Raw genomic sequence first — 23,096 nt, 5'->3', positions numbered from 1 at the left:
AAGGGCTAGGCGTAACAAACGCCTTTTGATATGATAACTAGATAAAATTGAATAGATTTTTAAGAATGTCCCAGTACCTCAGCAGGATAGAGGGTTCGCCTCCTAAGCGAAACGTCGCAGGTTCGACTCCTGTCTGGGACGCCACAAACTCCGCTGAAAGCCTTATTTTACAAGGTTTTCAGCGTTTTCTTATTTATAGCTTTCTATTTACGCTGAATATGAATTGTTTTCAATCAGTCATTTTTTATTCGATATTTTTTTAAGACTTTTAAGGAAGTAGGCTTGCTAACACTTTTTTATTTTTGAAGAAAAATCGCTGGTTTTTTTGAAATTTGCTAACACTTTTGAAAATTTATTTTTGGAGTGTTTGCTTTAAAAGCTGTGCTTTCATCTCTGGCGATAAAGATTTAATTAGTTCCAATAATGCCATATCACTATCTGTTAAGTCTGTATCTTGCTTTGGATTGTCTGTATCATCATTAAGCGTAGAATAAAATTCTTTATCCATTTTTTGTGCATTGAAACGTCTGTCCTCGTCAATAATTTCTGAATAGACATCTGTAACCATTTCTGCTTCTGCATGACCAGTATCGCCTTGTACGGATTTAACATCTCCGTTTGTCATTTTGAGTTTATAACCCGTACTTAAATGGCGTAGGCTGTGAAATACCACAACTTCATAATCGTTTTCTTCACAGAGCTTTTGAAACCTATCTCTAACAATACGGCTTTCCACGGGATTGCCATTATCTAACGCAATAACAAGGTTGTAATCATTGTAGGCACTTCCTAGAAATTCCTTTAATTCCTGCTGGTCTTTTTTATATTGCACCAATAGTTCCGCAACTGTTTTAGGTAACCAGACAACACGATTACTTGTTTCTGTTTTTGGCGTTTTCAAGACAAGCCTTGTGGTACAATGCGGTTTTTGCGTTGGGAAAATCTTTAAAATATCCTTTTCCTTTAATTTCTGCATAGCTTCTGCATTTACTCTTGAAAGTTCTTTATTGATGATTACCTTTGCATTATTTGTAGCAATGGACTCTTCATCAAGAATAACATCTTCCCATGTAAGTCCTGTAATTTCTCCAATTCGCATAGAGCAGGAAAAAGCTAAGTGCATACAAATTGAAAGTAAATCATCTTCCGTGGCTTTTACCGCTTCTCGAAATGTTTGAACACTCCACACTTTTCGCCTAGTCTTTGGAATTTTTGGTAACGTAGCCAAAGACGCAGGGTTTCTTTTGTTTGTATCAATATACTCCCAGCGGATAGCTTGATTTAAGGCACAGCGGATAATATCATGTATTTTCTTGATGTTTGCTGGTTGAACACAACGACCAGTTGCTTTTCTGTTTGCCCGTGGTACTTCTGGAACGCTCAATAAATCATTGTAGTATTTTGATAGGCTTTTTGTAGTTATTTCATTCAGTTTCCAATCTCCGATAATCGGATTGATATAATTTTCAATACTGCCTACCTTACCACTAAATGTACTCGGCGACCATTTAGATGTGCCGTATAGATTAACAAAAATTTCTAGGAAATCACGCAATGTAATATCTTTGTCTACAACATCTAACTCTTTTTTAGAATTTTCAATCTGGTGTGCAAATTGTTCTTCTAAAGGAACTAGCACATATCCAAATTTCTCTTGATAGTATTCTATAAAGGCTTTTCGCTGTTTCGCTTCTTTTCTTGTTTCCAACGTGTCCCATTTTTGCTTTCTCTCTCCTGCACTATCTAAATACCAATAAATAACTGAAAAACTTGATTTTCTTTGTTTGATTGAAGCCATAATTTTCTCTCCTTATAGTTAAATTCCATTTAACCATTTATCGAAAGAAACCTTTGATACCCGTATGGCTTTACCAGCACGAACATAACTGAATTGACCGCTTTTTACCAATGAATAAGCTACCTTTTTGCTAATGTCCAGTTGTTCAGCAATTTCCTCTACTGTATAAGTCTTTTTATCCTTTGTAGGAGATTGTGCATTTTGTGTATCACTTATCACTATTAAGACCCCTTTCATTTGTGACAGCAACAAAATACACTCGTCTAACAAGACAATTATAACACACCTAAATAAAATGAGAAGATAGATTTTGTTGCTGTAACTATAAATTATAAGCAGACAGACGGCTTTGGAAAGCTCCGTTAGTATCTCAACTATTCCCATTCTTGTGGGCAGAACCGCACCATGCGGACGTATCATTATTCTGTGAGGGTAGGTCGTGGCAAAGCGGCTTTTCCAACGGTCGCTCTCGGATCACTGCGTGGGTCGCTCGCTTTCTTTTGGAAAGGTCATGGCGTACAGTCCCCGTGGCTTGCTACCTCACAAACGTATCTGTCTGCTTTATTCAATTTTCAAAGAACTATCGGCTATTCAGCCTATCAAAATCAATTCTAGTCAAATTGATTTTAATAGAATGACAAGTGAAGTGGCAGGAAAGGGGGAAGTACCAAACTTCACTTATATGTACTACATCACTACAATTTCAAAATTCATCAGCATATCAAGCAATGCTGTCTGAACTCTGTTTTTTAAATCAGCGTCCACAACCATGCAAACATTACCGTATTCGTCATACAATTTACGCAGGCATAATTTGGAAATGTAACCGTCATAAAACTTCAAAACGGTTTCAACTGCTTCTGGTTCGCCCTCTGTGGCTGATAAGATTACCTCAAAAGGCAAATGCTCATGTTTCTTCATTTACGTTCCTCCATGATTTTTTTCATTGTTTCAAGTGTTTTTGTTCTATGATATTGGACGTTAGAACGTGGGATTTTGATAAATTCGCTGATTTCACTATCGGACATATCCATAAAGTAGGACAACAAAATAATGTTGCGTTTCTTTTCTGTCAATGTTTTAAGAGCTTCGCTTAGCTGGTCGTCCTCAACCCATACTTCAATGCCTAAAATGTTAAATACGGTGTAATCACTTTCGTATTTATCAAATGTTCCAAAGCGTTCCTGCTCATAATCTGGAATATCAGAAAATGGACATTCTCGTTTTTCACGTCGCTTCATATCACGATAGCCTTTTTTGACAGCTCGTTTGATAACCTTTTTTGAAAGACAATCAAACTGTGCTTCAATGGCTTGTTTGAAAGAAGATGTTTTCATTTGCTCACCTCCTTTCCGTGCTGGATTGAAATGAACTTTTGTTCATTTCCCCCTTTCCGCACCCTAACTTCCCAAAGAGGTGTCAAACTACCAAGATTTTCAAAAAATTATTTCTATAAAATAAAAACAGCCCATTTGAATGTAACTACACAAACAGGCTGTTATATAAATACTATTTATATGAATTTTTAACTCATGTAATGGGTATGATGATTGAAGCACTAGACAGAAATAATTATCCAGTTGAGAACGACGTAGCGTTCTTCTATATGTAATCATGGCATAGCCCCCTCAAACCAGAGCTATACCAAAAGAAAAGGACAGCTTTGGTTATATCCAAAACCGTCCCGTTATCGTTTTTAAGACGTGCAAAAGCATATTATCTAAGAACGGTTTTTTTTATTTACCGCACACGATAATATCTTTTGAATTATTACTGCATACTATATGCACTTTTAACACATTCTAAATACATGGCATGAAGTTTAAACTCATGCTAGGTGGTTTAAAATGAGAAAAAATAAAGAAACACAAACCTTTGATTTCAGACCGTTAGGACTGGCAATCAGAGAAGCCCGTGAAAAAGCAGGGCTATCCCGTAATGATTTAGGCGATAAGGTATTCTATGGAGAACGCCATATCGCAGATATTGAAAATATCGGTTCACACCCAAGTTTTCAATTATTCCATGATTTAGTTACCATGTTCAATATATCGGTTGATGAATATTTCTATCCACCAGAGAAAGTTGAGAAAAGCACAGCTCGCCGTCAGATAGAAACATCACTTGACTTATTGAGTGATAACGAATTAAAAATCATTCAAGGTACGATTGACGGTATCTTGAATAGCAGGGAAAGCAAGAAGTAATCAGCTTCTTGTTTTCCCTATTTTTCTTTTTAGTAGCGTTCTCTACTAGCTTTTGTTTGCTGATCTGCTCCGCAGGTAGCAAACAATATTAGATTAAACCTTTGTCTTTTTCGTAATCTTGTAAATATATTCTTCTGGTGTAGGGCGTTTATTTCCAAAATACTTTTTGAAATTTGCCTGCACCTCTGGGTCGGTACTATTCATAGCTTCATCAATCGTTGCTTCAATATCAGCCCGAACATCAGCCAATGATACACCGCCAGCTTTTGCACCAGCTTTTAATGCCTTTTTTATATCTCGTTTTTTTAATCCCATCATTTACAAAGTTCTCCTAATAGTAATAAATGGCTCAATATACTTTTGTATAAAATCTATACGGTCGAATATTGTTGGCTTAAAATATGATGTAACTGCTATCACTATATTTTCTGACGAATTTACATATATAACATTCCCACTATTTCCTATGGCTGCATATACATTTTCATTCACAATCCACCAAAGATACCCATAAGACATATTTCTATATTCTTCTCCACATTTATAATTTGGCTTTGTTATTTCTTCAATCCATTTAGATGATATAATTTGTTTCCCTTTATGAACTCCTTTATCTAAGCAAAGCTGTCCAATTTTTGCCATGTCTGTTGCAGAAAAGCATAAACCATAGCCTGCTGTTCCTATTCCTTTTGGGTCGCAAAACCATATGTTTTTTTGTGGGTCTTTACACATGGTAAAGTGTTTATGTTCTTCGGCAGTTTCCGCTAAATAATTTATATGTTTTTCTACTCCAATGGGTTCAAATAAAAACTTATTTGCAAAGTCCACAACTTTTAGACCACTCGTTTTCGATATAATACCAGTTAGTATATGTATGCCTAAAGTTGAGTATTTAAATTGTCCAGTCAATCCTTTTCTTCCACCTAGAAAATCTAAAGCTGAAACAGTCCAATCATCACTTGAGCAAATTTTAGTCCACGGTTCGTACTTATACTTATATGGTGCAGTCATAGTCAGTAAATGCTTGATTGTAACTTTTTGAATTGTTTTTTCTCCTCTTTTAATTTTATATTCAGGGAAAAAATCTAATACGGGTTGGTCTATGCTTTTTATAAATCCTTTATCAAGTGCTATTCCTACAAGTAATGCTACGATACTTTTGGTTGCAGACATAACATGACAAGCATCTCCTTTTTTATAATTATTCCATTCATCAGAATAAACTTCTTTACCGTCTTTGTAGCATGATATTTGACAGATATTAGGCTGTTTCTCTTTAATAAAATCGTGTAGTTCTTTTCTATTCATAGTATCAATCTCATCTCCATTTCACGTTATTGTATCTGAAACTTCTATTCACAAAAATTTTAATCTTTGATGTATACCTATTTCTTTTTTACTGGATAATAAATTTCAGTTATAAGTTCATCTTCGTTTGAAGTTTGTGTCAAATCGGTAATATAAACTTCATAAAGCGGACCATTATTTTCATAACCGTTCTGCTCTGCCCATTCACATTGTTTCGTATAAATAGAAGGCAAATTAGAATATCTGCCATGTAAAGTTGTTTTTAAGCATAGTCCGGGGCGAAAATCTCGAGTTCCCGTAACAAATTCTTCTACTGGAATAGCAAATTCTGTGTCCAAACCCAAAGGAGTAAACTCATCACTATGATAAAGTACCATAGGTGGAGCATTGACAGTTAATTTGTCATGTTGAATTTTTCTTAATATTGAATTAAAACAACAAGCGTATTGTTCTTCCATTTCAAACTTATAAACCATTTTACGAACAGAAACCAAATACATAGTTGGTATTTCAACAAGTTGTACATCAATCTTATTCAAATAAGACATGATTGATTTTCCTTGTTTCAAAACTGCTATATCCTCATTTAATTGTTCTGTAATTTGTGAATATATCTGTATTTGCTTTTCTAATTCTGACTTTTTCTTATAAAGCTCTATGGATAATTTTTCATTTGGTATTTCTTCTGATGTAATAATCGCTTTGATTTCTTCCAAAGAAAAATTATACTGTTTTAAACGGTTTATAAGTAACATAGTTTCTAATTGCTCAATGGAATAATATCTATAACCATTCTCTTGATTGATTTTACTGGGATTTATAAGTCCAATTTCATCATAATAACGAAGTGTTTTTGTAGAAACTTTACATATCTTTGAAAATTCACCAATAGATAACATAAATATCCTCCTCTCAACTTACTTCTATTCTCATGTTACACCTTGACGTAAGGGGAAAGTCAATGCAGTAATTTTATCCACTATCCCTTACTTACACCTAAAATAACATGATAAGAAATGAATTTCCAACCTTTTAGTAGTTTCTGACAAAGGCTTATACGCTACTAAAAAGTAGTATACAAACCTTTGTCTAACTTATTATCCTATAATCTTCCAGTTACTATCCTTATGCAATACAAGTTCATACTGCGAAACTAAAGTTGCCTTTGTCTGATTATCAAGGAATTTCACAGCAACATTGACTTTCACATTGTCCCCGTCCTTTGTGAATATTGGATTTACCAATTCAGAATAAAGGTAGTCCCTGCCGATAGGGTCAAGCACATTTCCCGATACATAGTAGGCAAGCTCCTTTTCTGTCGCTGTCGGGTACAGCTTAAAGAATGTTTCCAGAAAAGCGATAGCGTCATTGATTGTATCAGCGTCTACGCTGTTGTCTGCTTCTGGTGTCTTTGGTTCATAGTCTGATTTTTCGATTGCTGGGGCAAGGGTAGGGTTCTGAACGATTACCATATTTCCGTCAGCGTCCACATGGACTTTTACCGTATAGGTTGCTTTCACATTGCTTGTCTGTTCTCCCTCTTTTATCTGCTGATCTACTTCGTAGGTAGCAGAAAAAGTGTCCGTGCCAGACTGTTCAATGCTCCATACAAGCACATCTGTTACCGTGGAGCTGGTCGGTATATCTGTTCTGATTGTATCCACATTCAAGTCCTGCAATTCCTTTGTCAGATAACCGCTGATTGCCTGCGTCCTTGCTTCAATCGCTTCTTTGCTGTTATTCCATGTATAATAGGACTTCGCAAAGTTCTTCACGAAATTTTCAATACCGCTGGTATCATGTAATCGTAACTGGATTGTTTCTGTTTCGTGTACCGTGTGCATATCAATAGCGGTAAAGTTCTTATATACGCCAAAGCTCACACTTGCGATAAGCACCGCCCACAATGCAATCACGGATTTTTTATGTGTGCCTACTTTGAAAGTACGCACCTTTTTTTCTTTGACATTTTCTGTCTGTTTCTTATTCTTCTTAAACATATTTTTCAAGTCCTTTCTATTGTTTTGCTCGTCCTGCACCGATTAAGTGCTGTTGCCAGTAACTATTCGTTAGGTCTGCATATCCTATCGGGTCGCCAGCATGGTACATCTGGTTATTTCCTACATAGATACCGACGTGGGTTACATAACTTCCTGCGTCATAGGTGGAATGAAAAAATACCAAGTCGCCAGCCTTTGCCTGCGATAAGGGGATATGCTGGGTTGCGTCATACTGCATTTGTGCCGTTCTCGGTAAAGAAATACCAGCTTTTCCATAGCACCATTGCGTCAGCCCCGAACAGTCAAAGGAAGTGTTGGGGTTGCTACCGCCGTACACATATTTCCACCCTTGATATTTCAATGCTTCATTCATAACCTTTTGTGCCAGTTCGCCCGATATTTGAGGAATAGTCAAATACTGATTGACTAATTCAACGTAAAATTGGTTGCCGTAGCTGTACCGCCAGCCCCCATTTTTCGCCACAGCGATAGGGTTCGTATAGGTTACTTTCTTTCCACCCGATTTTTCTTTTGCGAAATTTTCCGCAAGATTGTATGTATGCTTCTTGCCTTTTCCTGCCACATACCCCACATAGCCACCGCCATAGTTATAGGATTGTATCGCTACATTCAAATCGTCGATACCTTGACTTTTGCAGGAAGAAAGCAAGGACGCAAAATATTTACACCCTTGCTTGATTGAGCTTTCTGTATCTAAAGAATTAGGCGGTAAACCAAGACTTTCCGAACTCTGCATGACATCTTCTGCCGTACCGCCACTTTCTACTTGAATGATAGCCAGCAGGACATTGACATACTCGGAGATACCGTATTCTCTGGCGTACTTTTCCACCATAGGTTGATGTTTCAACACTTCTGCGGATAGGTTCATACCGCCAAAGGAAGAAGAATAGTTACCGCCCCCGTCGTCGTCCTCTGCACTAATCAGCACCCCGAAAAACAGCACAATGGAAATGAGGATAGGAAACAGACTGCCAATCATGGCGATATGCTTCAATCTCATTTTTTCTTTCGTCCTTTCTGTAATACGGTCTTTTCTACATTCCTATGGTTTGTCAGTGGAGTTTTCACATCAGAACCACCCGAAGATAGCGGACGTTCTTTCACAACATTTGTCTTGACTGGCTCACTTGCTTTTGAAGTGGTCGTTGTGGCAGGGCGTTTGACTTCCTGCATTTTTTCAACGCTCGGCTTTGCGGTTGTGGCTGGTCGTTCATGTGGACGGGTAGCTCCTTTTGTCGCTGATCCGTCCGTATGCGTTCTTTCCTGCCTTGCTTCTTGTGCCTTTTGAAGCTCCATACGCTTGTCTGCGATATTCTGTCTATGCTGTTGTTGTTTTTCTAAACGTCCCGATTGTCGTTCTTTCTGTTCCTGCACGATACCACGCTTGAAATCGGAAATACTGGACTTTGCCTTTTCCTTTGCGGAGTGGACGGCATAAGCGGTCTGTGTCGGCATATCTTTGATATTCTCTTTGACAGCGTTTGCCTTGTCTTTGACTTTATTTTTTGTATCTAAGACTGCACCCACCTTTGAGCCTGCACGCTGTCCCATGCTGGAAGCGGTATTGCCCCGATTTTCTTTAGAAGCCGTATTTTTTCTTTCTGTCCGCTTGCCAGCAACGGCACTTCCAGCTACCGCACCAGCCACACCGCCCGTAATACCGCCAGCACTTACAGCCCTTGCGATACGGTGTTCCATACGCCTAGCCCTATGTCGCATAAACAGATACGGTCTGCGGAATATTCTGCGTCCCATGCTTTGACTGTCGCCAGCGTTTAAGCTGAACATACTCATTAAGTCGCCCAGCTTCATGTAGATACCAGCAAAGCACACTATCTGTAAGAACGCTATCATAAAGAACGGATAGTCTGCGGAAATGTTGTAAAACATACTGGAAATGCTGAAAGCAACCGTTACAATGAGGGTAATTCCTGCCCGTGTCATTATGGTATTAAATACCCTTACGATTGCCTGCTTTGCCATGCTTTCATAGCTCGGTATCATGGAGAGTAAAAAGCTGATAGGCAAGAACATTGCAAAGATAATAAAAAGTATCTGGCTAAATATCATCATGCCCGTAAGCAAGAATACAAATATCGTGATACCAAGATTAAAGAACAAGAGAAAGAACACCATACCCAAGCGGTTAATGACCTGCGGTATCGTCAGATTGTTGTTGTCGTTATCCTCAATTTCTGTTTTTACGACTTCCTCTCTTGTTTCGCCGTCCTCGTCCTCTGGACTTGCCGATACCAGAGCTTCTACACGGTCTGTACCGATTTCCTCTGCGTTACTGTTGCCAAATTGAAGCAAGAGCCACGGCTGTTGTACTTGAATGGAAAACAAGCTGTCCCGTATCAAGTCCACGCTGTCCTTGCCCTCGCTGTCAGAGTTGGGGAGCATGATTTTTGTTCCCAAGTCCAGCGAAGCGGTGCTGATGTCGCTTGAAAAGTCATTGACTTTCTTTATGTAGTCGGGAGCATAGGCAATAAACGAAGCGGACAGAATGAACACCACAACAAAGTTGATAACGGCGTGTAATGCCTTGCTGGTTTCCCGTTTGATAAGTCCCGTATAGGCAACATACATTCCCACCACTAAGATAATCAGCAGTAGAAATCCCACATAAAATCCCGTAGAGGAAAAGCCGTTCTCGGTAACGCCTGCTAAGGTCTGTATGCTTTTCCCGATACTGTCTGCCATATCATTGATAAAATCCAGCTTGTAGGCTTCCTGCACCACATAACCCGCTGCATTGCTTAAATATAAACTGATAGTCCAGACAAAGTTCGTAATGCAGTAAAGCCCGTACTGCACCGATTTTCCGATACCGTCCAGCCAGTTCCACGGCAACCACGACCAGCTATTATCCACATAAAAATCAAGCTGGTAATTGGAAAGGGGATATTTGGAATAAAGATTTTCTGCATTGATAGTGTCGTCCACAAGCCCCGTCGCATGAGCCACCGTCCCCAGAAGTGAAAGCAGGATAAGGGAAAGTGCCACGACGAACAGAGCCATTTTGACAAAGTGAAGTATCTTCTTTTTTGTGAACGCACCTTTTATCCTTTCTTTCATCACTCCACCTCATTTCTTTTCACTGGTGGTCTGGTATCAAAGGCGTGTAGCAGTTCTTCAAAGACGGGGTGTATCTGCACCACACCGACACGTCCGTATAAGTCCTGCAATAAACATTGTCCGTTCTCTAAATCACGCAAGCGTTTCTGGTTGTTCTCGTCGTCCTTGTCGATACCGAAAAACTCTAAGGTCTGTTTTATCTCGTTAATGTCCGTACTACGAAAGGCGAATTTCAAGCCGATATTGTTTTTCAGACTTTCTTTTGACACGTCGCCAGAAGATTGTGTAACGAAATAAACGCCTGCCTGCATTGCACGTCCAGCACGCACCAGCTTATTTGATAAGGTTTCGCCTTGTGCCACATTTAAGAACGCCCACGCTTCGTCAAGGTCTACAATCTTAAAGATAGAACGGTCGCTATGGATAAAATCAAGGGCAAAGGTACTAATGACAATGAGCATAGATACCGATAATAATTCAATAGTCGTGTATTCCTCAAAGGTCGTGTCCTTATCTGGCAGTACAAGGTCGGCTACTTGAATGATGTTTAATTGATTATCCAGACTGATTGCATTTTCCACTGTTCCGTCTGAAAACAGAAGATGTGCAAAATTGTAGTCTGTGAAACTGTCGATATGGTCGGCAATGTTCTTTGATACTGGCGTATCTTCACGGCATAGCTCGTCTATCACATGAAGTAAGCCCCGACTGTCGCTTTGGGTAACGGCACGAACCGCCTTACGAAGTACGGGGAACTTTTCGCCGTCCCTAGAGGAAATACCCGTAAGGAATGTCAAAATGTCGATTGCCAGACTTTCAGCGTCTTTCACATTCTTCATAATCACGAACGGGTCAAGCAGTCCTGCATTGTCCTTGTCGCTGGTTAGGTTTACAATATTGATTTCATGGGCTATCTCTGGGAGTGTTTCTTTCCAGTTTCCACGCTCGGATTTTGGGTCTAAGATAACCGCTTGTCCCCCAAAGAGAACAGAGTAATAAACAAGAAGATTGTTGCAAAACGACTTTCCACCGCCAAGCGAACCGACAAAAGCAGACGCTAACGCATTGGTAACAGTGCCTTTAATTCCTTGACTGGCAAGAGAGGGCTGTAAGTACACATTTCTTCCCGTATCAACGGAATATCCAATATAGATACCCGACGTTTCGCCTAACTGCTGGGTCGCTCCAAAGCCAAGCCCAGCTAGAAAATCACTTTTGACATACTGCACATAATCATTGATATATCGCTTGCTGGCTGGTAAAAATTCAGAATGTAGCCCTAACATATCCCCAGCAGGACGCACCAGCTTCACATTGAGGTCGTCGTAAAAGTCCTTGACTTCATCACAACGGCGTTTCAACTCGTCCAGACTGTCAGCCGATACCCGTATCACATAGGACAGCTTATACATACTTTCTTTTGTCTGGTCTAAATCGGTTTCCAGCTCGTCCACGCTGTCTAATGCGTCCACCACGTTTGAACTGGTTTCACTTCCAGCTTGATAGGCGTGATTATCCAAATCTTTCAATTCCTTTTTCTTATTGCGGACAGTGGATAACGCCTTTCTGTTTTCTACGATTTCTACATTCATGGACGTATCGACGGGAAAGGTAAATTGCTGTTGCTGGAAATAGAAGATTTCAGAGGACGGAAAATCAAGCTCGCCTACAATCGCATTGACGGTAAAATAGGACACATAGCTTTCCTTGTCCTCATGTTCCAATCGTAAATACCGCTGGCTTTCCTCAATCACACATCTTGTCGGACGAATAAGGTCATAATATTTTATCTGCGTTTCTCTCTTAAATTTCTTCTTTGGTAGCTGATACCCATAATCTTCATAAGCGACACCGTTCCTGCCGTAAAGATGTTCTATGAGATACCCGAAGTCGTTCGTTTCCAAGCGTCGCACCTTGAAACGTCTTGATATTTTGTTTTCTAACAGCTTTTCCATTTTCATATAGCGGTTGATTTCATCATTCGGCATGGAAACAAAGTCGTTCATCAGCGTGTGATTGACTTCATGCAGAAATTCCTTGAATGTCAGCCACGCCGATTTTTTGATGTTCTTCAGATTGAGCTGTTCTTCCGTAACCATGAGCTTAAAGCCAAGAAAAAAGCGGTAGTCCACTTGATTGTCCCCAATCATAGATACCAACGCTTCGGTCTGTTCGTCTATTTTTTCTAATGCCACTTCACGAAGTTTCCCCGTTACTAATCGTTTGGATTGTTCCTGCATACTTCGTATGGAGCTTTCTGTCGCTATCTGCAAGGCATGGATTTTACCCTCACGGGACTGTGCGATAAGCTGGCGAAAGCTGTCATGCACGATAAACTTTTCTTCTGCGGATAGAAAAGAATAGTTGTAGGGTATCAGCTCATAGTAAGCGAACACCTCATTGTCCTTGTTCCAGACAAGGTTGTTGTCAATATATTTTATCGGGAACATAGTTCACACTCCTTACTGCCGTGATATTTTCATGTAGTATCTGCTTATCCAGTTTCACGGCTTTTCCTGCATAAGTGATTTTGGGACGCAACGCATAAGTAATCTGTGATTTTAGAAAGCTGTAAGGCTTCTTGCCGTCAAAGGTTTTCTGGCTCATAAACCAAGTGAGGAAAACGGGAATACCGAAGTATTTTAGAAACGCCCCCTCAATCATGGAAAGTGGCGGTAAGTCCCCAAACAGAATGATGATAAATTCCGTAATCACAAACCATGTAATCTGTGTAAAGGTAACGGGAAAGGGTAAATTGAAGTCGTTGATTGCATACAAGACTTTTTCCACGTTCCAGATACCCGTATAAGATTTAATCTTTTTCAAGTTCTTTCAGCTCCTTTCGTAAGTTCTAAATGAGAAAAGGACAGCCATTTTCAGACTGTCCCTTAAAGAGAAATACGCTGTCAGTAGCAACCATATATGTTGCTGATCTTCCAGCTTATCGTTTGATTTCACACATACCGTATCTTGTTTTTACGAAGTAATCTTGAATTTCAATATCTCTGCCGTAGGCTTCACAGTCTATGTAATGGTAGAGGGCAGGCGGTATCTCGCCAAGTGCATTTTCGTTATAAATCTTTTCATATGCTACATCTTCCATACTGTTGCACCCAGAATAGCAGATAATATCGTCGATATGGTCTGCCAGTTCCTCGACACTTCCGTAATAAGAAACAAAATCGTCCAGCTTATCCAATACTTCCTCTGGAAAGTCTTGTATCAGTTCATAGATACGGTTCAGTTCATCAATGGACGTATATTCTTCCAGCTCGCAGGGGAAGTTTTCGCTATCATGGATAGCGTATTCTTCATAGCGTCCGTTTAAGCCGATACGTTCTCTGATTTCTTCCTCATTTAAGGGAAAACGAAACCAAGCTCCTTTGACACCGCCCTCAACATAATCGCCTAAATTTACGATATAGACTGCCATATCATCAATACTCATCAGACCACCTCATTTCTAGGGTAGTTCATAAATGCCGTGTTCCGTTTCCACGAAATGTCCGTTGTCGTCCAGATATTGTCCGTAGGCTTCAAAGTCAAAATATTTGATAAGCCGTTCCTCAATGCCAGCAAAGGTAGGGTCATGGTCTAACAGATGTTTCGCTACATCAGCCATGTTCTTGCACCATGAATAATGGATAATGTCATTTCGGTGGCTGTGCAGTTCGTCAAGGTCAGTAAACCAGCATAACAGCTCCGCACAATCTTCTTGCAAATCCGCTGGCAGACTTGCATAGGTGGAATAAAGGTCATTGAGCCTTTCGACGCTGGTATCTTCCCGTACATCATCAGAAAAGGGAAGTGCTTTGTCTACAATGCGGTAGTTCTCGCTTTCAGCGTCTACCCCTAACTTTTCTAAAAATTCTTCCTCGTCAATCGGCAGGGTAAACCAAGCGGACAACAATTCCTCATTGGTTGCTTGTGTGCTTTCGATACACACCCTTAATTCATTCATGCGTTTTCACGTCCTTTCTTCAATGCTTCTGCTATGACGGCATAGGGAACGCCGAATACATAGCGTGTAAAATCTTCTAATTGTTTCGTCGGATAATCAGCAAGGCAGATACGCTTTAATTCAAACCACACCGCACGACGTTTGTAGGGCAGGTCTGAAATATATTGACAGCCGATTTTTGCCTGCATATCCGTAAAAATATCATTCAATGTATCACTTCCAATCTTGATAAATCTTAAATTTGGGTAAGAAAAAAGCGGTCAATCCCGAAAGAAAAACCGCTTTTCACAATGTTTTATGCACCGATAATCTTATTGAACAGCTCCAGCAACACATCTTTTACACCACCAGCATTGAACACCAATCCGACGGCAACAAGGGCAACCACCAAGAAGCCGATAAGTTTTGAAAACTCACGCTTGAACCCTAAATAGATACCGATTACCACGATTGCCATTAACACTAATGACTGTGCGTTGCTTAAAAACCATTGATACAAATTTTGTCCGAAATTCATTTAATTGTCCTCACTTTCTTTGTTTTCTTTGATTTCTTCCATGTGTCTGTCAGCTTCCTTGCCGACGCTTATAATACACATCAAGACTACGCCGATACCCATTCCAAGCGATACCAGCAGTAAGTCTTTTCCTAATTCCCACATTTTCATCACTCCTAACTTTCCACTAAATCTTTTGCAGGGGTCGTCTGCTGTTTGATTATCATTTCATGCTTTTCTGTGAGCTTTGCCTGCTGTTCAATCATTTCCATGTAGTCTGTACCGTTTCCCTTATCAATCTTTTTCAGCATTTTCAAGGTTGGGGCTACCTGCCGTTGCACCCAACGCAATGTGCGGTCTAAGGTGTAAGGCTCTGGCTTTGTCGTCAATTTCAAACTCTGTCTGTTATCGCCGATAAACCAAGCCCAGCGGTCATTGAGTTTCCAGTCATTTTTCCGCTTGTCTGGTTCTTCATCAACAAACCGTACATACTGATTGATGATAGAAAAGGCGGTCTGTTCAGCGTCATAATAGGTCAGCAAATCCCGTACCGCATAATAAGCACGTTCATTGCGAAGCCGTATCTCAAAACGGTTGATAATGTCCGCTTCATCAAGCGGTGTCCCTAACTTGACGTACTGCTCATAGTCCTTTTCATAGATACAGAAATACACATCAGATTTCAGCGAACCAAGATAAAGGGTGTGCCCCATATATTCTTTTTCGTCCTCTCTGTGCTTGATAAGCTCGCCCGACTGGTAATATTTGTAGCTTCTGGACTTTCCGATATATTCCCGTTTCCTGCATTTTTCCGCAAGCTCTGGAATATCTAAAATGCCCGTATGGTCGTTGATAGCAAGGTCGATACGCTTCATCACGCCACCGTCTACCAATGCGTCCATGAGGAAGTCATACCAGCTTCTTTGTTGTGCCAGCAGGTAACATTCAAACTGTCGGCAACCACGCCCCTTTAACTCTAAAAGGACACCTTTTTCCTCGTCAGCCGACGTATAGATAAAGATGTCCCCTAAAGAATAATGCTCCGTGTAACTGTAATGCCCGTAATCTTCATGGAGCATATAATAGATATTCAGTTTTAATATGTCTTTGATGATATGCTGTATATCCAGCGTAGGAAAACGAATTTTCACATAATCAAACAGCATGGTAAGCGGTGCTTCTGGATTGAACCTTGCCAGTTCCTTATGCAGAGTATTCAGAAGTTCCTTTGACGGTTTCATTTTTCCGCTTTCTATCTTGTTGAGATATTCCCTTGTAATACCAGAAGCCACCGCCAGCTTGCCTTGTGAGATACCGTAAGCAATCCGTTTGTCCCGTAATTCTTTTATCCCTTGTTCTTCATTCAGAACCATACCCCCAATCTGTAAAGTGTGAAGTTTTTTAAAGCGACTTCACAGCCGATTTTTGCAAGAAAACCATGCCAGAAGCCTTATGTTTCCTATGTTTTTTGTCTATTGTCTATTTGCAAACGTACCCCTCTGTTAGATACCGAGGGGTTTTACCTGCTGGCATGGCTTACGCCACACCAGCAACGGCTAGTCCGTGCCGTCGCCTTTCGCTTCGCACGTCGCCGTCCCGTCCTGCCTTGCTTGTGCAAGAGAACCGATTATCTGTAAAAAATCATGTCCTTTCGGGACTAAAGGCGTGTAAAATTCGCTGATAACGCTTGTTCCCACATCACAATAGCCACGCCCCTTGATACGCTTCTGGAAAAACTGCTTTTTCACATCTGAACCAAACAGCATACCGTAACCAAGTTCACTGATACGCCCCAGTCCTACACGAAAGTTGAAATTATCCCTTATCCCGTCCGAGAAATACTTTGCGTCTGGTCGCTGGCAGGCAACGATAAGGAAATAACCTGCTTGTCGTCCCAACATAACGATTTTCTTTAACTGGCTAAGTAGGTTTACGCTTTCTTTTGTCCCCAGCATTTCAAAAAATGCCACATATTCATCAAAGATAAGAAAGCAGGGTGGCAGTCCCAGATAGGCGTAGTTTTTGCCCGTCTTATAGTTCGGGTGTCGCTTCATTTCCTCGCTTCTTTGTACCATTCCCTCATAAAAAGCATTGACGCAATCTATCATTTCTTCTTTGGTGTGATAGACGTTCGGCATGACTGTTCCCAAGTCTGCAAGGTCGCTGTTCTTCGGGTCTAAGATGTAAAGGACAGCGTCAGTATGCAGTAAGGCTTCAATGAGTGTCAGCAAAAAGTATGTTTTACCGCCACCAGTTCCACCAGCGATAAGGGCGTGAGGAAGTGCGTCATATTCCCAGACAAGATTTTTCATCAGTCTAAGACAGCCGTTTTCTGCCCGTACTTCATCAATGGTAATGCGGTTTGCTATCATATCATAAAGCAGGGTATATTCGATATAGCCGTCATGCAGGGCCTTGTCGGTCAGCTCGCAATACAAGCCACTTTCCAATTTATCCTCTAACCGTAAAAGCTGGTCTTGATATTTTCCTAATGTAATTTCACAGCGGATATGAAGCAGTCCCTTTTCCATTTGATAGTAAATCTTTGGAAACCAGACGATTTTTTCCCTTGATCTGCTTTGCAGGTCAGTAAAAAAACCGCTGTCTTGAACGGTATCGGCTTCATACCACTTATTTTCCAGTATCATTCTTGCCAGCTTTTGACGGTGCAGGAGCTTCTTGAAACTGTCGCAACAGAAGCGGTAATACAGAAAAGCGACCAATGCACAAATACCAGTCGCTATCAGTATGGTTATGAAGTTGTAAGGGGAGAGCGTCAAGCCGTTCTCTAACAAGCTGAAATGCTCCCAATCGGTACGCATGAGCTGTTTCATATTCAGTAGCAAAAGAACTGCCACGAATACAAACAGAAGTGTACCAGCACAGAAACGATATACTAAGCCTTTGTCGCTGGCTCTGATACGCTTTCCCTTGTATTTGTAGAATGTCACAAATGCTCCTTTCTTTACATGGAAAAAGCGGTCAATCGTAAAGACTAACCGCTTAATACTAAATTGCACTTACATCAATTTCAATAGATTTTCCCCATACATCTTTAGATATAATTCGTAATGTACCATTGATAAATATAAATTCGCTATCCAAGTTTGTATATCTGGGTTTTAAATCTCTTGCAAATTCTTCATCTCCAATAATTTCTACAAAAGAGTAGTTAGTATCAATCATAGGAATAACCTTAAATATTTTACTACATACTGGATTTGCATAGGTGGAAAATAGAACTCTGGCTTCATGCATAAAAGCATTAGTATCTCTAAAGTCCATATAATCTCTTAATGCAGATTGAGAAGCAGAAAATTTTTCAAATTCTTCTTTTGTCATATTATCAATCCTTTCTTAAAAGTTGTTATATTTCATATTATAACATTCAAGAATAATTACAGCAATGACAAGAGAATTTCATTATTTACTTTTTGGTTGTCCCTGCGATGTATGGTTCTGTGGACTGCCTGCGTTCTGGTTGCCTTTATTCTTCAACTCAATATCCTCTGCCTTTACATACCAGTCCACCTCTGCACCGCCAAAAATCTTTCTTGATACAGTGTCGGCTACTGGATTGACAAGCTCCACGACTGCGTTGTATGGAAATTCCCTTAACGGTACTTCTGGCGGTACGGACACGGGGATAATTCCACCATGCAGACTGCACTTCAAATCATAGATACGCTTTTTAAGCTGGGTACTCGGTGTCCCGTCCTCATTCTGCAAGAACACATCACGCACCGCTGTAAATTTCAATTCTCCAAATGTTTTCTCTTTGTCAATAACAAATCCGTTTGATAATCTCATAGTTTCTTCACTCCTTTACTTTTCTTCAACTGTTACAATATCATCAGCAAGCAACACATAATCGGTATGTCCCATATCCCCGATTGCGTAACCTCTGCCGTATAACTTCGGATTGACAAGTTTTACTTTCTGTTCATACTTGAAATGCTTTTCGCCAGCCTGCACGGGAATTTCCACCACAACATTTTCGCCTTTCTGTACGTCAGAATAAAGGTTGTAACTTCTTCTTGCGAAAAATCTGCGGTTATCTTTATCTCTGTCAAAAACATGGTCGCTTTCGCCTGCAAATTCAAGTGTTCCAAAAGACTGTGCCATATCTGGCACGACATATTTCATTTCCATAGTGTTTTACCTCGTTTCTTTCTATTTTTGATAAATTGATTGTGATTTCTTATTCTGGCGGTTAAGGAAGTACCAGCAAGTCCACCGCCAGAAGCAATCAACATCACGATAAACGCCATAAGATTTGTGCTGTCGCCCGTTTTGGGACTGTCTGTTTTCTTTGGTGTATCGGGTGTCTGTGGTGTTTCTGGTTTCTCTGGTTCTTTCGGTTCTTCGGGCGTTTCTGGTACTTCTTTGACAGTAACCGTCTGCCCGTCGTCCTCAATGTCTTTGTGTTCCGTAACCTTTTTCGGTTCATCTGGATTGCTTACATCATACAATTCTTCAAAGGTTACAAGCTGTTTACCGCCAAGAGAAGAAGCGTCAAAGGTAAAGGAAATCTCTACTTTCATACTTTCTTTATCAGCGATAAAGGTATAGTTATTCTCTACACGCTTTCCATTGATAAGAAGTTCAGCGTTTTCTTCTTTCAACATCTGCCAGCCTTTCAACTGATACTTTGTGCCGATTTCCAAGCCCTCTAAAGTAACCGTATCAACGATTGTAACGTCTTTTCCTGCTTCAATCTCTTTGTTGCCGTCCTTATCGGTAGCGGTCGTATGTATCTTGATGATACGTTCTGTAATTAAAACAGTCTGCCCGTCGTCCTCAATGTCCTTGTGTTCCGCAATTTTTACGGGTTCGTCTGGATTGCTCAAATCGTATAATTCCTCAAATGTTACCAGATTTTTACCGCCAAGCTCGGACGCATTGAATGTATAAGCAATTTCCACTTTCATAGCTTCATCATCAGCGACAAAGGTATAGTCGTTTTCTACACGCTTTCCGTCAATGATAAGCTCGGCGTTTTCTTCTTTCAGCATTTGCCAGCCTACAAGCTGATACTTAGTGCCTTTATTCAAACCGTCTAATTTGACCGTATCAACGATTGTTACCTCTTTTCCTGCAAGGATTGTCTTTTCGCCGTCCTTGCTGGTTGCTGTGGTATGGATTGTGATTTCTTTTTCGTATTCATCAGTCAAAGTCCCTAAATCAATCACACGGTTATTTCTTGATACTACGATTTCAAATGGTGGGATAAGCTCAAAGCCTTTGTTGCTTTCACATCTCAGTTCTTCAATGATGTAAGTATCATAAGGTAATGCACCTTTGCTGTCGTCTGGTTCAGAAGTTCCAAACCATACACCGTCCTCGCTTGTTTTGCCTGCATTAGTATTGTGCTTATGACTAGCCCAGTCAGCAGAAGTGGAGAACTGCCCGTTATCATCAGTTACCACGATATGACTTTCGCCCGTCGTCTTGCTTGTGATCCTAAACGGAACATCAGCAAGACGCTTGTGTGTGCCTGCACCGATTTTTACGCCCTCAATATCGCCACGTTTCACTTGATTGTAGATAGAGTGTGCTTTGTCGGTTAAATCTACGATTTTTCCATTTTCTGTGATTGAAAAGTCAATCGGCTTTGCACCGTCTGTCAAGTAACCGTCGGGAGCTTCACTCTCAACGATACGGAAGTTTCCATAAGGTAAAAGGTCGGCAGAAGTAGAAGCGATACCCTCAATATCCGTATGGATTGTTTTTACCACTTCATTTTTCTTGTATAGCTTGCCCTCAACCAATACTGTATTGTCATTTAAGGAAATGATGTCAAAGGCAGTATCTTTCAAAGTAGCACTTCCTTGTGGTTTGGTATCGCCCGTTTCTAAATCTCGTTTCTGGATTTTCACACCGCCACGAATGATTTTATCTGATACGGAAAACTGGTTACTTCCAGTCAATACGGCAAGGTCGCCGTCCTCGGTAATCTGTGTTACATATAAGCCTTTCATCTGTTCGGACTTATCGCCAGCCTGCATATATGCACCCTCTAACAAGTAACCGTTTGGAGCTTTTGTTTCCTCAACGGTTAGCGTTCCTAAAGGAAGAACCGCTTTTCCGCCCTGCATATAGAAACTGTCGCCAGCTACCTTGTAAGCGTCCGCTAATTTTGTAACATAATGGATTGTATCGTCGCTGTCCTTTTCAGCGATTGTCTTTGTCGTCCATGTACGAGTAGCTTTTTCTGGAAGATTGTTCTTGTTGTAGTAGCCGTCATAATATTTCCATGTAAACTCCGCACCTGCCAGAGAAGCGTTCCCTTGTGGGTTGTCTTTCTGCGTTTCCATGTCGATTTTGAAAAGCTCAATCAAAGTGTCTGTTACTTTCGGTGTATCAGATACATTCAAGGTCGCTGTTTTTCCGACTTCTACCTTTAAGGAATAGACCGTATCATCAACCTTATATCCTTGCGGAGCAGATAATTCCTTGATATAAACTGTTCCTGCTTTAACTTCTACAATCTCTGTATTACCGTTACTATCAGTCGTAAGGGTGGCAAGCTGTTCGTTACAGTCTTTATCAGCAAAGACACCGTATGTTGCACCAGCGATTGAATAGTTGGTGTTGTTCTCTGTAATGCTGGCATTACTGGAAGATTTCTTCAATGTGGCATTTCCGACGTTTAAGTTCGCCCAGAACTGTCCGAGTTCCTGCCCCTCGCCAGAGTAGATATAACCGCCACATTCATAGCGTCCTTTGTTTTCTTTGACAAAGGCTTTTGCTCCTGCGAATACTTCGTCCTGCGTTGCTTTTGAAATTTCATCATAAGAAGCTCGCACGTTGTCGCATTGCCAGCCCAGATGAACGCTTAATCTCTGCCAGACCACAAGCTGTCTTAAAAGGTAGGCGTGATTGTTGCTTATTCCGCTGTGGCTGTCTGTGTACTGTTTTACATATTCAATGGATAAGGCAACGTCGCTTATCTGGTCGGCAGTCATGCGTGAGCTTGCGTCAGCTCTCGTCTTATAACCATTTTTGAAGTCTGTGTTAATGTCGATACAGTAAGCGTCCTCGCCCTCAACGGTCAAATGCCCCTCGTTAAAGGTAGAACCAATCGAACCGTCATTCATCACTTTTTCAACGATACCGACACGCTCATTGGATTGCGTCCAGTATTGCTTGCTTTCCGCATGAACGGGTGTACTCGGTAAGGTGGTAACGACAGTCGCTAGGGTAAGTACGCCCGTACACAATCGTTTCAATATCTTTTTCATAAATCTAATGCTCCTTTCATTTTGGGTATAAAAATAGACGCTCATTTCTGAACGTCTATAACATACGAGTATCTTGATTTCTAGTGATAAATGATTTATATTTTTTGTATAGCAACTTGTAAATTAGAGCTTTGAATAAGGTTTTGTTGCTAACAGCTTGCTAACACTCTACGGTGTATGAGGGTACATCAGAGAATATCAACAACTAAACATAACAAGCACTTATGCTTTAATTTACGGCATTAAACGCTCCCAAGAGGATAATCGAACTTCTAGCTATCACGGTTCACAGAGAACTCCTAAGCGATAGATCGGGTGTTCGAATCACCTCGAGGACGCCAATATGATTAAAAAGTCTTGATTTTCAAGGCTTTTTTATTAATTGAAATTTGGCAATAGAAGTGAAAATAATAAATAAAAATTGATAGAAAGAAATGTGTAATGTAGATGATTGTTTAAATAGTTCAATTAATTACAATAGATGAGGTTGAATATGATAATAGGTTTTTTATTTACTATAAAGGGTGCATTTAATATATTGAAGGGGTTAAACTATTTTATTTTCAAAGATAATTTTAAAATGATTCCTATGGAATTAACATCTGTATATAAATCACCTGTTAGTGTTTATGAAATTACGTATATATATTGTTATCAATCTATTCATCAAGGAACGAATGTAAAATATAAAACCAAAGGACATGATTATAAAAAAGAAGTAGGAGATATTGACTTCTTTTATTATGATGAAAGATTACATATTGTTTATGAAGATGAAGAATATGTTACTTCTTATATGATTTTAGGAATATTTTTATTTTTATTTGGATTAAGAATAATTTTTTTGTACATATAAAAGAGGATATGATATTTTAAATTTAATGCAAAAAAAGATTGTAGGACAGTATCTACAATCTTTTTTGTTTTGGTATTAGAACAAAACTCCTAATATTTATGTTTGTGTTCTGATATCAGAACAC

At 40.0% G+C, this 23,096-nt stretch carries 24 protein-coding genes, 1 tRNA gene and 1 pseudogene; 3 read left to right on the top strand and 23 right to left on the bottom strand.

Translation table 11 applies throughout. From position 1 onward, the window contains the following. Positions 1-67 precede the first annotated feature (67 nt). Positions 68-144, top strand: a tRNA-Arg gene (locus Fi14EGH31_RS12295). 208 nt (positions 145-352) lie between these two features. Here the strand turns inward: Fi14EGH31_RS12295 and Fi14EGH31_RS12290 are convergent. The 4 genes from Fi14EGH31_RS12290 to Fi14EGH31_RS12275 all read right to left on the bottom strand — a co-directional run bounded on the left by Fi14EGH31_RS12290 (position 353) and on the right by Fi14EGH31_RS12275 (position 3,135). Beyond that, positions 353-1,798 carry a site-specific integrase gene (locus tag Fi14EGH31_RS12290; protein WP_200764867.1) on the bottom strand — a complete coding sequence of 482 codons (1,446 nt, stop codon included), beginning with the start codon at positions 1,796-1,798 and terminating at the stop codon, positions 353-355. 18 nt (positions 1,799-1,816) lie between these two features. Next, positions 1,817-2,017: a helix-turn-helix domain-containing protein gene (locus Fi14EGH31_RS12285; protein ID WP_226853985.1), complete on the bottom strand. Its 201-nt coding sequence runs from the start codon at positions 2,015-2,017 to the stop codon at positions 1,817-1,819. 468 nt (positions 2,018-2,485) lie between these two features. Beyond that, the gene (locus Fi14EGH31_RS12280) at positions 2,486-2,719 is read right to left on the bottom strand and encodes a helix-turn-helix domain-containing protein (protein WP_009588285.1); all 234 of its coding nucleotides are present in this window, start codon (positions 2,717-2,719) and stop codon (positions 2,486-2,488) included. Continuing rightward, positions 2,716-3,135, bottom strand: coding sequence for an RNA polymerase sigma factor (locus Fi14EGH31_RS12275; RefSeq protein WP_009588276.1), 420 nt, complete (start codon positions 3,133-3,135; stop codon positions 2,716-2,718). Before Fi14EGH31_RS12275 ends, Fi14EGH31_RS12280 begins: the two co-directional genes overlap by 4 nt. A gap of 510 nt (positions 3,136-3,645) precedes the next feature. Here Fi14EGH31_RS12275 and Fi14EGH31_RS12270 point away from each other — a divergent pair. After that, on the top strand, positions 3,646-4,005 hold the full coding sequence (locus Fi14EGH31_RS12270; RefSeq protein ID WP_009588264.1) for a helix-turn-helix transcriptional regulator: 360 nt from the start codon (positions 3,646-3,648) through the stop codon (positions 4,003-4,005). A 93-nt stretch (positions 4,006-4,098) separates the two neighbouring features. Here the strand turns inward: Fi14EGH31_RS12270 and Fi14EGH31_RS12265 are convergent, their stop codons facing one another. The 19 genes and pseudogenes from Fi14EGH31_RS12265 to Fi14EGH31_RS12175 all read right to left on the bottom strand — a co-directional run bounded on the left by Fi14EGH31_RS12265 (position 4,099) and on the right by Fi14EGH31_RS12175 (position 22,116). Further along, positions 4,099-4,323 (bottom strand): hypothetical protein, encoded by a 225-nt coding sequence (locus Fi14EGH31_RS12265; RefSeq protein ID WP_200764866.1) that lies wholly within the window; start codon positions 4,321-4,323, stop codon positions 4,099-4,101. Then, a complete protein-coding gene (locus Fi14EGH31_RS12260) occupies positions 4,324-5,313 on the bottom strand; it encodes a serine hydrolase domain-containing protein (protein ID WP_118116515.1) in 990 nt (329 codons plus the stop codon). It lies immediately after the preceding gene. A 77-nt stretch (positions 5,314-5,390) separates the two neighbouring features. Beyond that, positions 5,391-6,212: a MerR family transcriptional regulator gene (locus Fi14EGH31_RS12255; protein ID WP_200764865.1), complete on the bottom strand. Its 822-nt coding sequence runs from the start codon at positions 6,210-6,212 to the stop codon at positions 5,391-5,393. Positions 6,213-6,410: 198 nt separating this feature from the next. Further along, positions 6,411-7,313, bottom strand: a complete 903-nt coding sequence (locus Fi14EGH31_RS12250) for a conjugal transfer protein (protein WP_200764864.1) — start codon at positions 7,311-7,313, stop codon at positions 6,411-6,413. Between the two features lie 16 nt (positions 7,314-7,329). Then, the gene (locus Fi14EGH31_RS12245; RefSeq protein WP_200764863.1) at positions 7,330-8,337 is read right to left on the bottom strand and encodes a C40 family peptidase; all 1,008 of its coding nucleotides are present in this window, start codon (positions 8,335-8,337) and stop codon (positions 7,330-7,332) included. A 5-nt stretch (positions 8,338-8,342) separates the two neighbouring features. After that, positions 8,343-10,415 (bottom strand): annotated as a pseudogene (locus Fi14EGH31_RS12240) (CD3337/EF1877 family mobilome membrane protein); the annotation flags it as partial. Further along, positions 10,415-12,865, bottom strand: a complete 2,451-nt coding sequence (gene tcpF / locus Fi14EGH31_RS12235) for a conjugal transfer ATPase TcpF (protein WP_200764861.1) — start codon at positions 12,863-12,865, stop codon at positions 10,415-10,417. The pseudogene Fi14EGH31_RS12240 and the gene tcpF, both read right to left, overlap by 1 nt. After that, on the bottom strand, positions 12,843-13,241 hold the full coding sequence (locus tag Fi14EGH31_RS12230) for a conjugal transfer protein (RefSeq protein WP_077712158.1): 399 nt from the start codon (positions 13,239-13,241) through the stop codon (positions 12,843-12,845). The genes tcpF and Fi14EGH31_RS12230 overlap by 23 nt, the downstream gene beginning before the upstream one ends. Positions 13,242-13,356: 115 nt before the next feature. Next, complete coding sequence (locus Fi14EGH31_RS12225; protein WP_455550741.1) at positions 13,357-13,863, bottom strand: antirestriction protein ArdA; 507 nt, start codon at positions 13,861-13,863, stop codon at positions 13,357-13,359. Between the two features lie 15 nt (positions 13,864-13,878). Then, positions 13,879-14,376 carry an antirestriction protein ArdA gene (locus tag Fi14EGH31_RS12220; RefSeq protein WP_200764860.1) on the bottom strand — a complete coding sequence of 166 codons (498 nt, stop codon included), beginning with the start codon at positions 14,374-14,376 and terminating at the stop codon, positions 13,879-13,881. Further along, complete coding sequence (locus tag Fi14EGH31_RS12215) at positions 14,373-14,585, bottom strand: hypothetical protein (protein ID WP_200764859.1); 213 nt, start codon at positions 14,583-14,585, stop codon at positions 14,373-14,375. The genes Fi14EGH31_RS12220 and Fi14EGH31_RS12215 overlap by 4 nt, the downstream gene beginning before the upstream one ends. A gap of 86 nt (positions 14,586-14,671) precedes the next feature. Next, a complete protein-coding gene (locus Fi14EGH31_RS12210) occupies positions 14,672-14,893 on the bottom strand; it encodes a hypothetical protein (protein ID WP_002317729.1) in 222 nt (73 codons plus the stop codon). Continuing rightward, complete coding sequence (locus Fi14EGH31_RS12205; RefSeq protein ID WP_009588273.1) at positions 14,894-15,037, bottom strand: DUF3789 domain-containing protein; 144 nt, start codon at positions 15,035-15,037, stop codon at positions 14,894-14,896. 11 nt (positions 15,038-15,048) lie between these two features. Beyond that, complete coding sequence (gene mobT, locus Fi14EGH31_RS12200) at positions 15,049-16,245, bottom strand: MobT family relaxase (RefSeq protein ID WP_200764858.1); 1,197 nt, start codon at positions 16,243-16,245, stop codon at positions 15,049-15,051. A gap of 183 nt (positions 16,246-16,428) precedes the next feature. Beyond that, positions 16,429-17,823 carry an FtsK/SpoIIIE domain-containing protein gene (locus Fi14EGH31_RS12195; RefSeq protein ID WP_200765398.1) on the bottom strand — a complete coding sequence of 465 codons (1,395 nt, stop codon included), beginning with the start codon at positions 17,821-17,823 and terminating at the stop codon, positions 16,429-16,431. A gap of 58 nt (positions 17,824-17,881) precedes the next feature. Then, the gene (locus Fi14EGH31_RS12190; protein ID WP_200764857.1) at positions 17,882-18,214 is read right to left on the bottom strand and encodes a hypothetical protein; all 333 of its coding nucleotides are present in this window, start codon (positions 18,212-18,214) and stop codon (positions 17,882-17,884) included. A gap of 81 nt (positions 18,215-18,295) precedes the next feature. Next, on the bottom strand, positions 18,296-18,682 hold the full coding sequence (locus Fi14EGH31_RS12185; protein WP_200764856.1) for a YdcP family protein: 387 nt from the start codon (positions 18,680-18,682) through the stop codon (positions 18,296-18,298). A 15-nt stretch (positions 18,683-18,697) separates the two neighbouring features. Then, complete coding sequence (locus Fi14EGH31_RS12180) at positions 18,698-19,024, bottom strand: YdcP family protein (protein ID WP_200764855.1); 327 nt, start codon at positions 19,022-19,024, stop codon at positions 18,698-18,700. Beyond that, entirely contained in the window at positions 19,015-22,116 is a 3,102-nt protein-coding gene (locus Fi14EGH31_RS12175; protein WP_234697790.1) for an SrtB-anchored collagen-binding adhesin, read from the bottom strand. Before Fi14EGH31_RS12175 ends, Fi14EGH31_RS12180 begins: the two co-directional genes overlap by 10 nt. Positions 22,117-22,609: 493 nt before the next feature. Between Fi14EGH31_RS12175 and Fi14EGH31_RS12170 the strand changes: the two genes are divergently transcribed. Further along, the gene (locus Fi14EGH31_RS12170) at positions 22,610-22,972 is read left to right on the top strand and encodes a hypothetical protein (protein ID WP_117814053.1); all 363 of its coding nucleotides are present in this window, start codon (positions 22,610-22,612) and stop codon (positions 22,970-22,972) included. The last annotated feature ends 124 nt before the right edge of the window (positions 22,973-23,096 follow it).

Source organism: Faecalibacillus intestinalis, assembly GCF_015097455.1.
In the GTDB taxonomy this organism is placed as follows: Bacteria; Bacillota_I; Bacilli_A; order Erysipelotrichales; family Coprobacillaceae; genus Faecalibacillus; species Faecalibacillus intestinalis.
The sequence above is the reverse complement of the archived record's forward strand: the minus strand, read 5'-3'. Positions and strand labels throughout refer to the sequence as shown.

Coding starts and splice junctions, on each gene's coding strand:
- Fi14EGH31_RS12210 (WP_002317729.1), bottom strand. CDS start 14,893: ATGAATTTCGGACAAAATTTGTATCAATGGTTTTTAAGCAACGCACAG.
- Fi14EGH31_RS12280 (WP_009588285.1), bottom strand. CDS start 2,719: ATGAAGAAACATGAGCATTTGCCTTTTGAGGTAATCTTATCAGCCACA.
- Fi14EGH31_RS12175 (WP_234697790.1), bottom strand. CDS start 22,116: ATGAAAAAGATATTGAAACGATTGTGTACGGGCGTACTTACCCTAGCG.
- Fi14EGH31_RS12225 (WP_455550741.1), bottom strand. CDS start 13,863: ATGAGTATTGATGATATGGCAGTCTATATCGTAAATTTAGGCGATTAT.
- Fi14EGH31_RS12220 (WP_200764860.1), bottom strand. CDS start 14,376: ATGAATGAATTAAGGGTGTGTATCGAAAGCACACAAGCAACCAATGAG.
- Fi14EGH31_RS12180 (WP_200764855.1), bottom strand. CDS start 19,024: ATGGAAATGAAATATGTCGTGCCAGATATGGCACAGTCTTTTGGAACA.
- Fi14EGH31_RS12205 (WP_009588273.1), bottom strand. CDS start 15,037: ATGTGGGAATTAGGAAAAGACTTACTGCTGGTATCGCTTGGAATGGGT.
- Fi14EGH31_RS12260 (WP_118116515.1), bottom strand. CDS start 5,313: ATGAATAGAAAAGAACTACACGATTTTATTAAAGAGAAACAGCCTAAT.
- Fi14EGH31_RS12185 (WP_200764856.1), bottom strand. CDS start 18,682: ATGAGATTATCAAACGGATTTGTTATTGACAAAGAGAAAACATTTGGA.
- Fi14EGH31_RS12250 (WP_200764864.1), bottom strand. CDS start 7,313: ATGTTTAAGAAGAATAAGAAACAGACAGAAAATGTCAAAGAAAAAAAG.
- tcpF (WP_200764861.1), bottom strand. CDS start 12,865: ATGTTCCCGATAAAATATATTGACAACAACCTTGTCTGGAACAAGGAC.
- Fi14EGH31_RS12270 (WP_009588264.1), top strand. CDS start 3,646: ATGAGAAAAAATAAAGAAACACAAACCTTTGATTTCAGACCGTTAGGA.
- Fi14EGH31_RS12245 (WP_200764863.1), bottom strand. CDS start 8,337: ATGAGATTGAAGCATATCGCCATGATTGGCAGTCTGTTTCCTATCCTC.
- mobT (WP_200764858.1), bottom strand. CDS start 16,245: ATGGTTCTGAATGAAGAACAAGGGATAAAAGAATTACGGGACAAACGG.
- Fi14EGH31_RS12265 (WP_200764866.1), bottom strand. CDS start 4,323: ATGATGGGATTAAAAAAACGAGATATAAAAAAGGCATTAAAAGCTGGT.
- Fi14EGH31_RS12275 (WP_009588276.1), bottom strand. CDS start 3,135: ATGAAAACATCTTCTTTCAAACAAGCCATTGAAGCACAGTTTGATTGT.
- Fi14EGH31_RS12290 (WP_200764867.1), bottom strand. CDS start 1,798: ATGGCTTCAATCAAACAAAGAAAATCAAGTTTTTCAGTTATTTATTGG.
- Fi14EGH31_RS12255 (WP_200764865.1), bottom strand. CDS start 6,212: ATGTTATCTATTGGTGAATTTTCAAAGATATGTAAAGTTTCTACAAAA.
- Fi14EGH31_RS12170 (WP_117814053.1), top strand. CDS start 22,610: ATGATAATAGGTTTTTTATTTACTATAAAGGGTGCATTTAATATATTG.
- Fi14EGH31_RS12190 (WP_200764857.1), bottom strand. CDS start 18,214: ATGACAAAAGAAGAATTTGAAAAATTTTCTGCTTCTCAATCTGCATTA.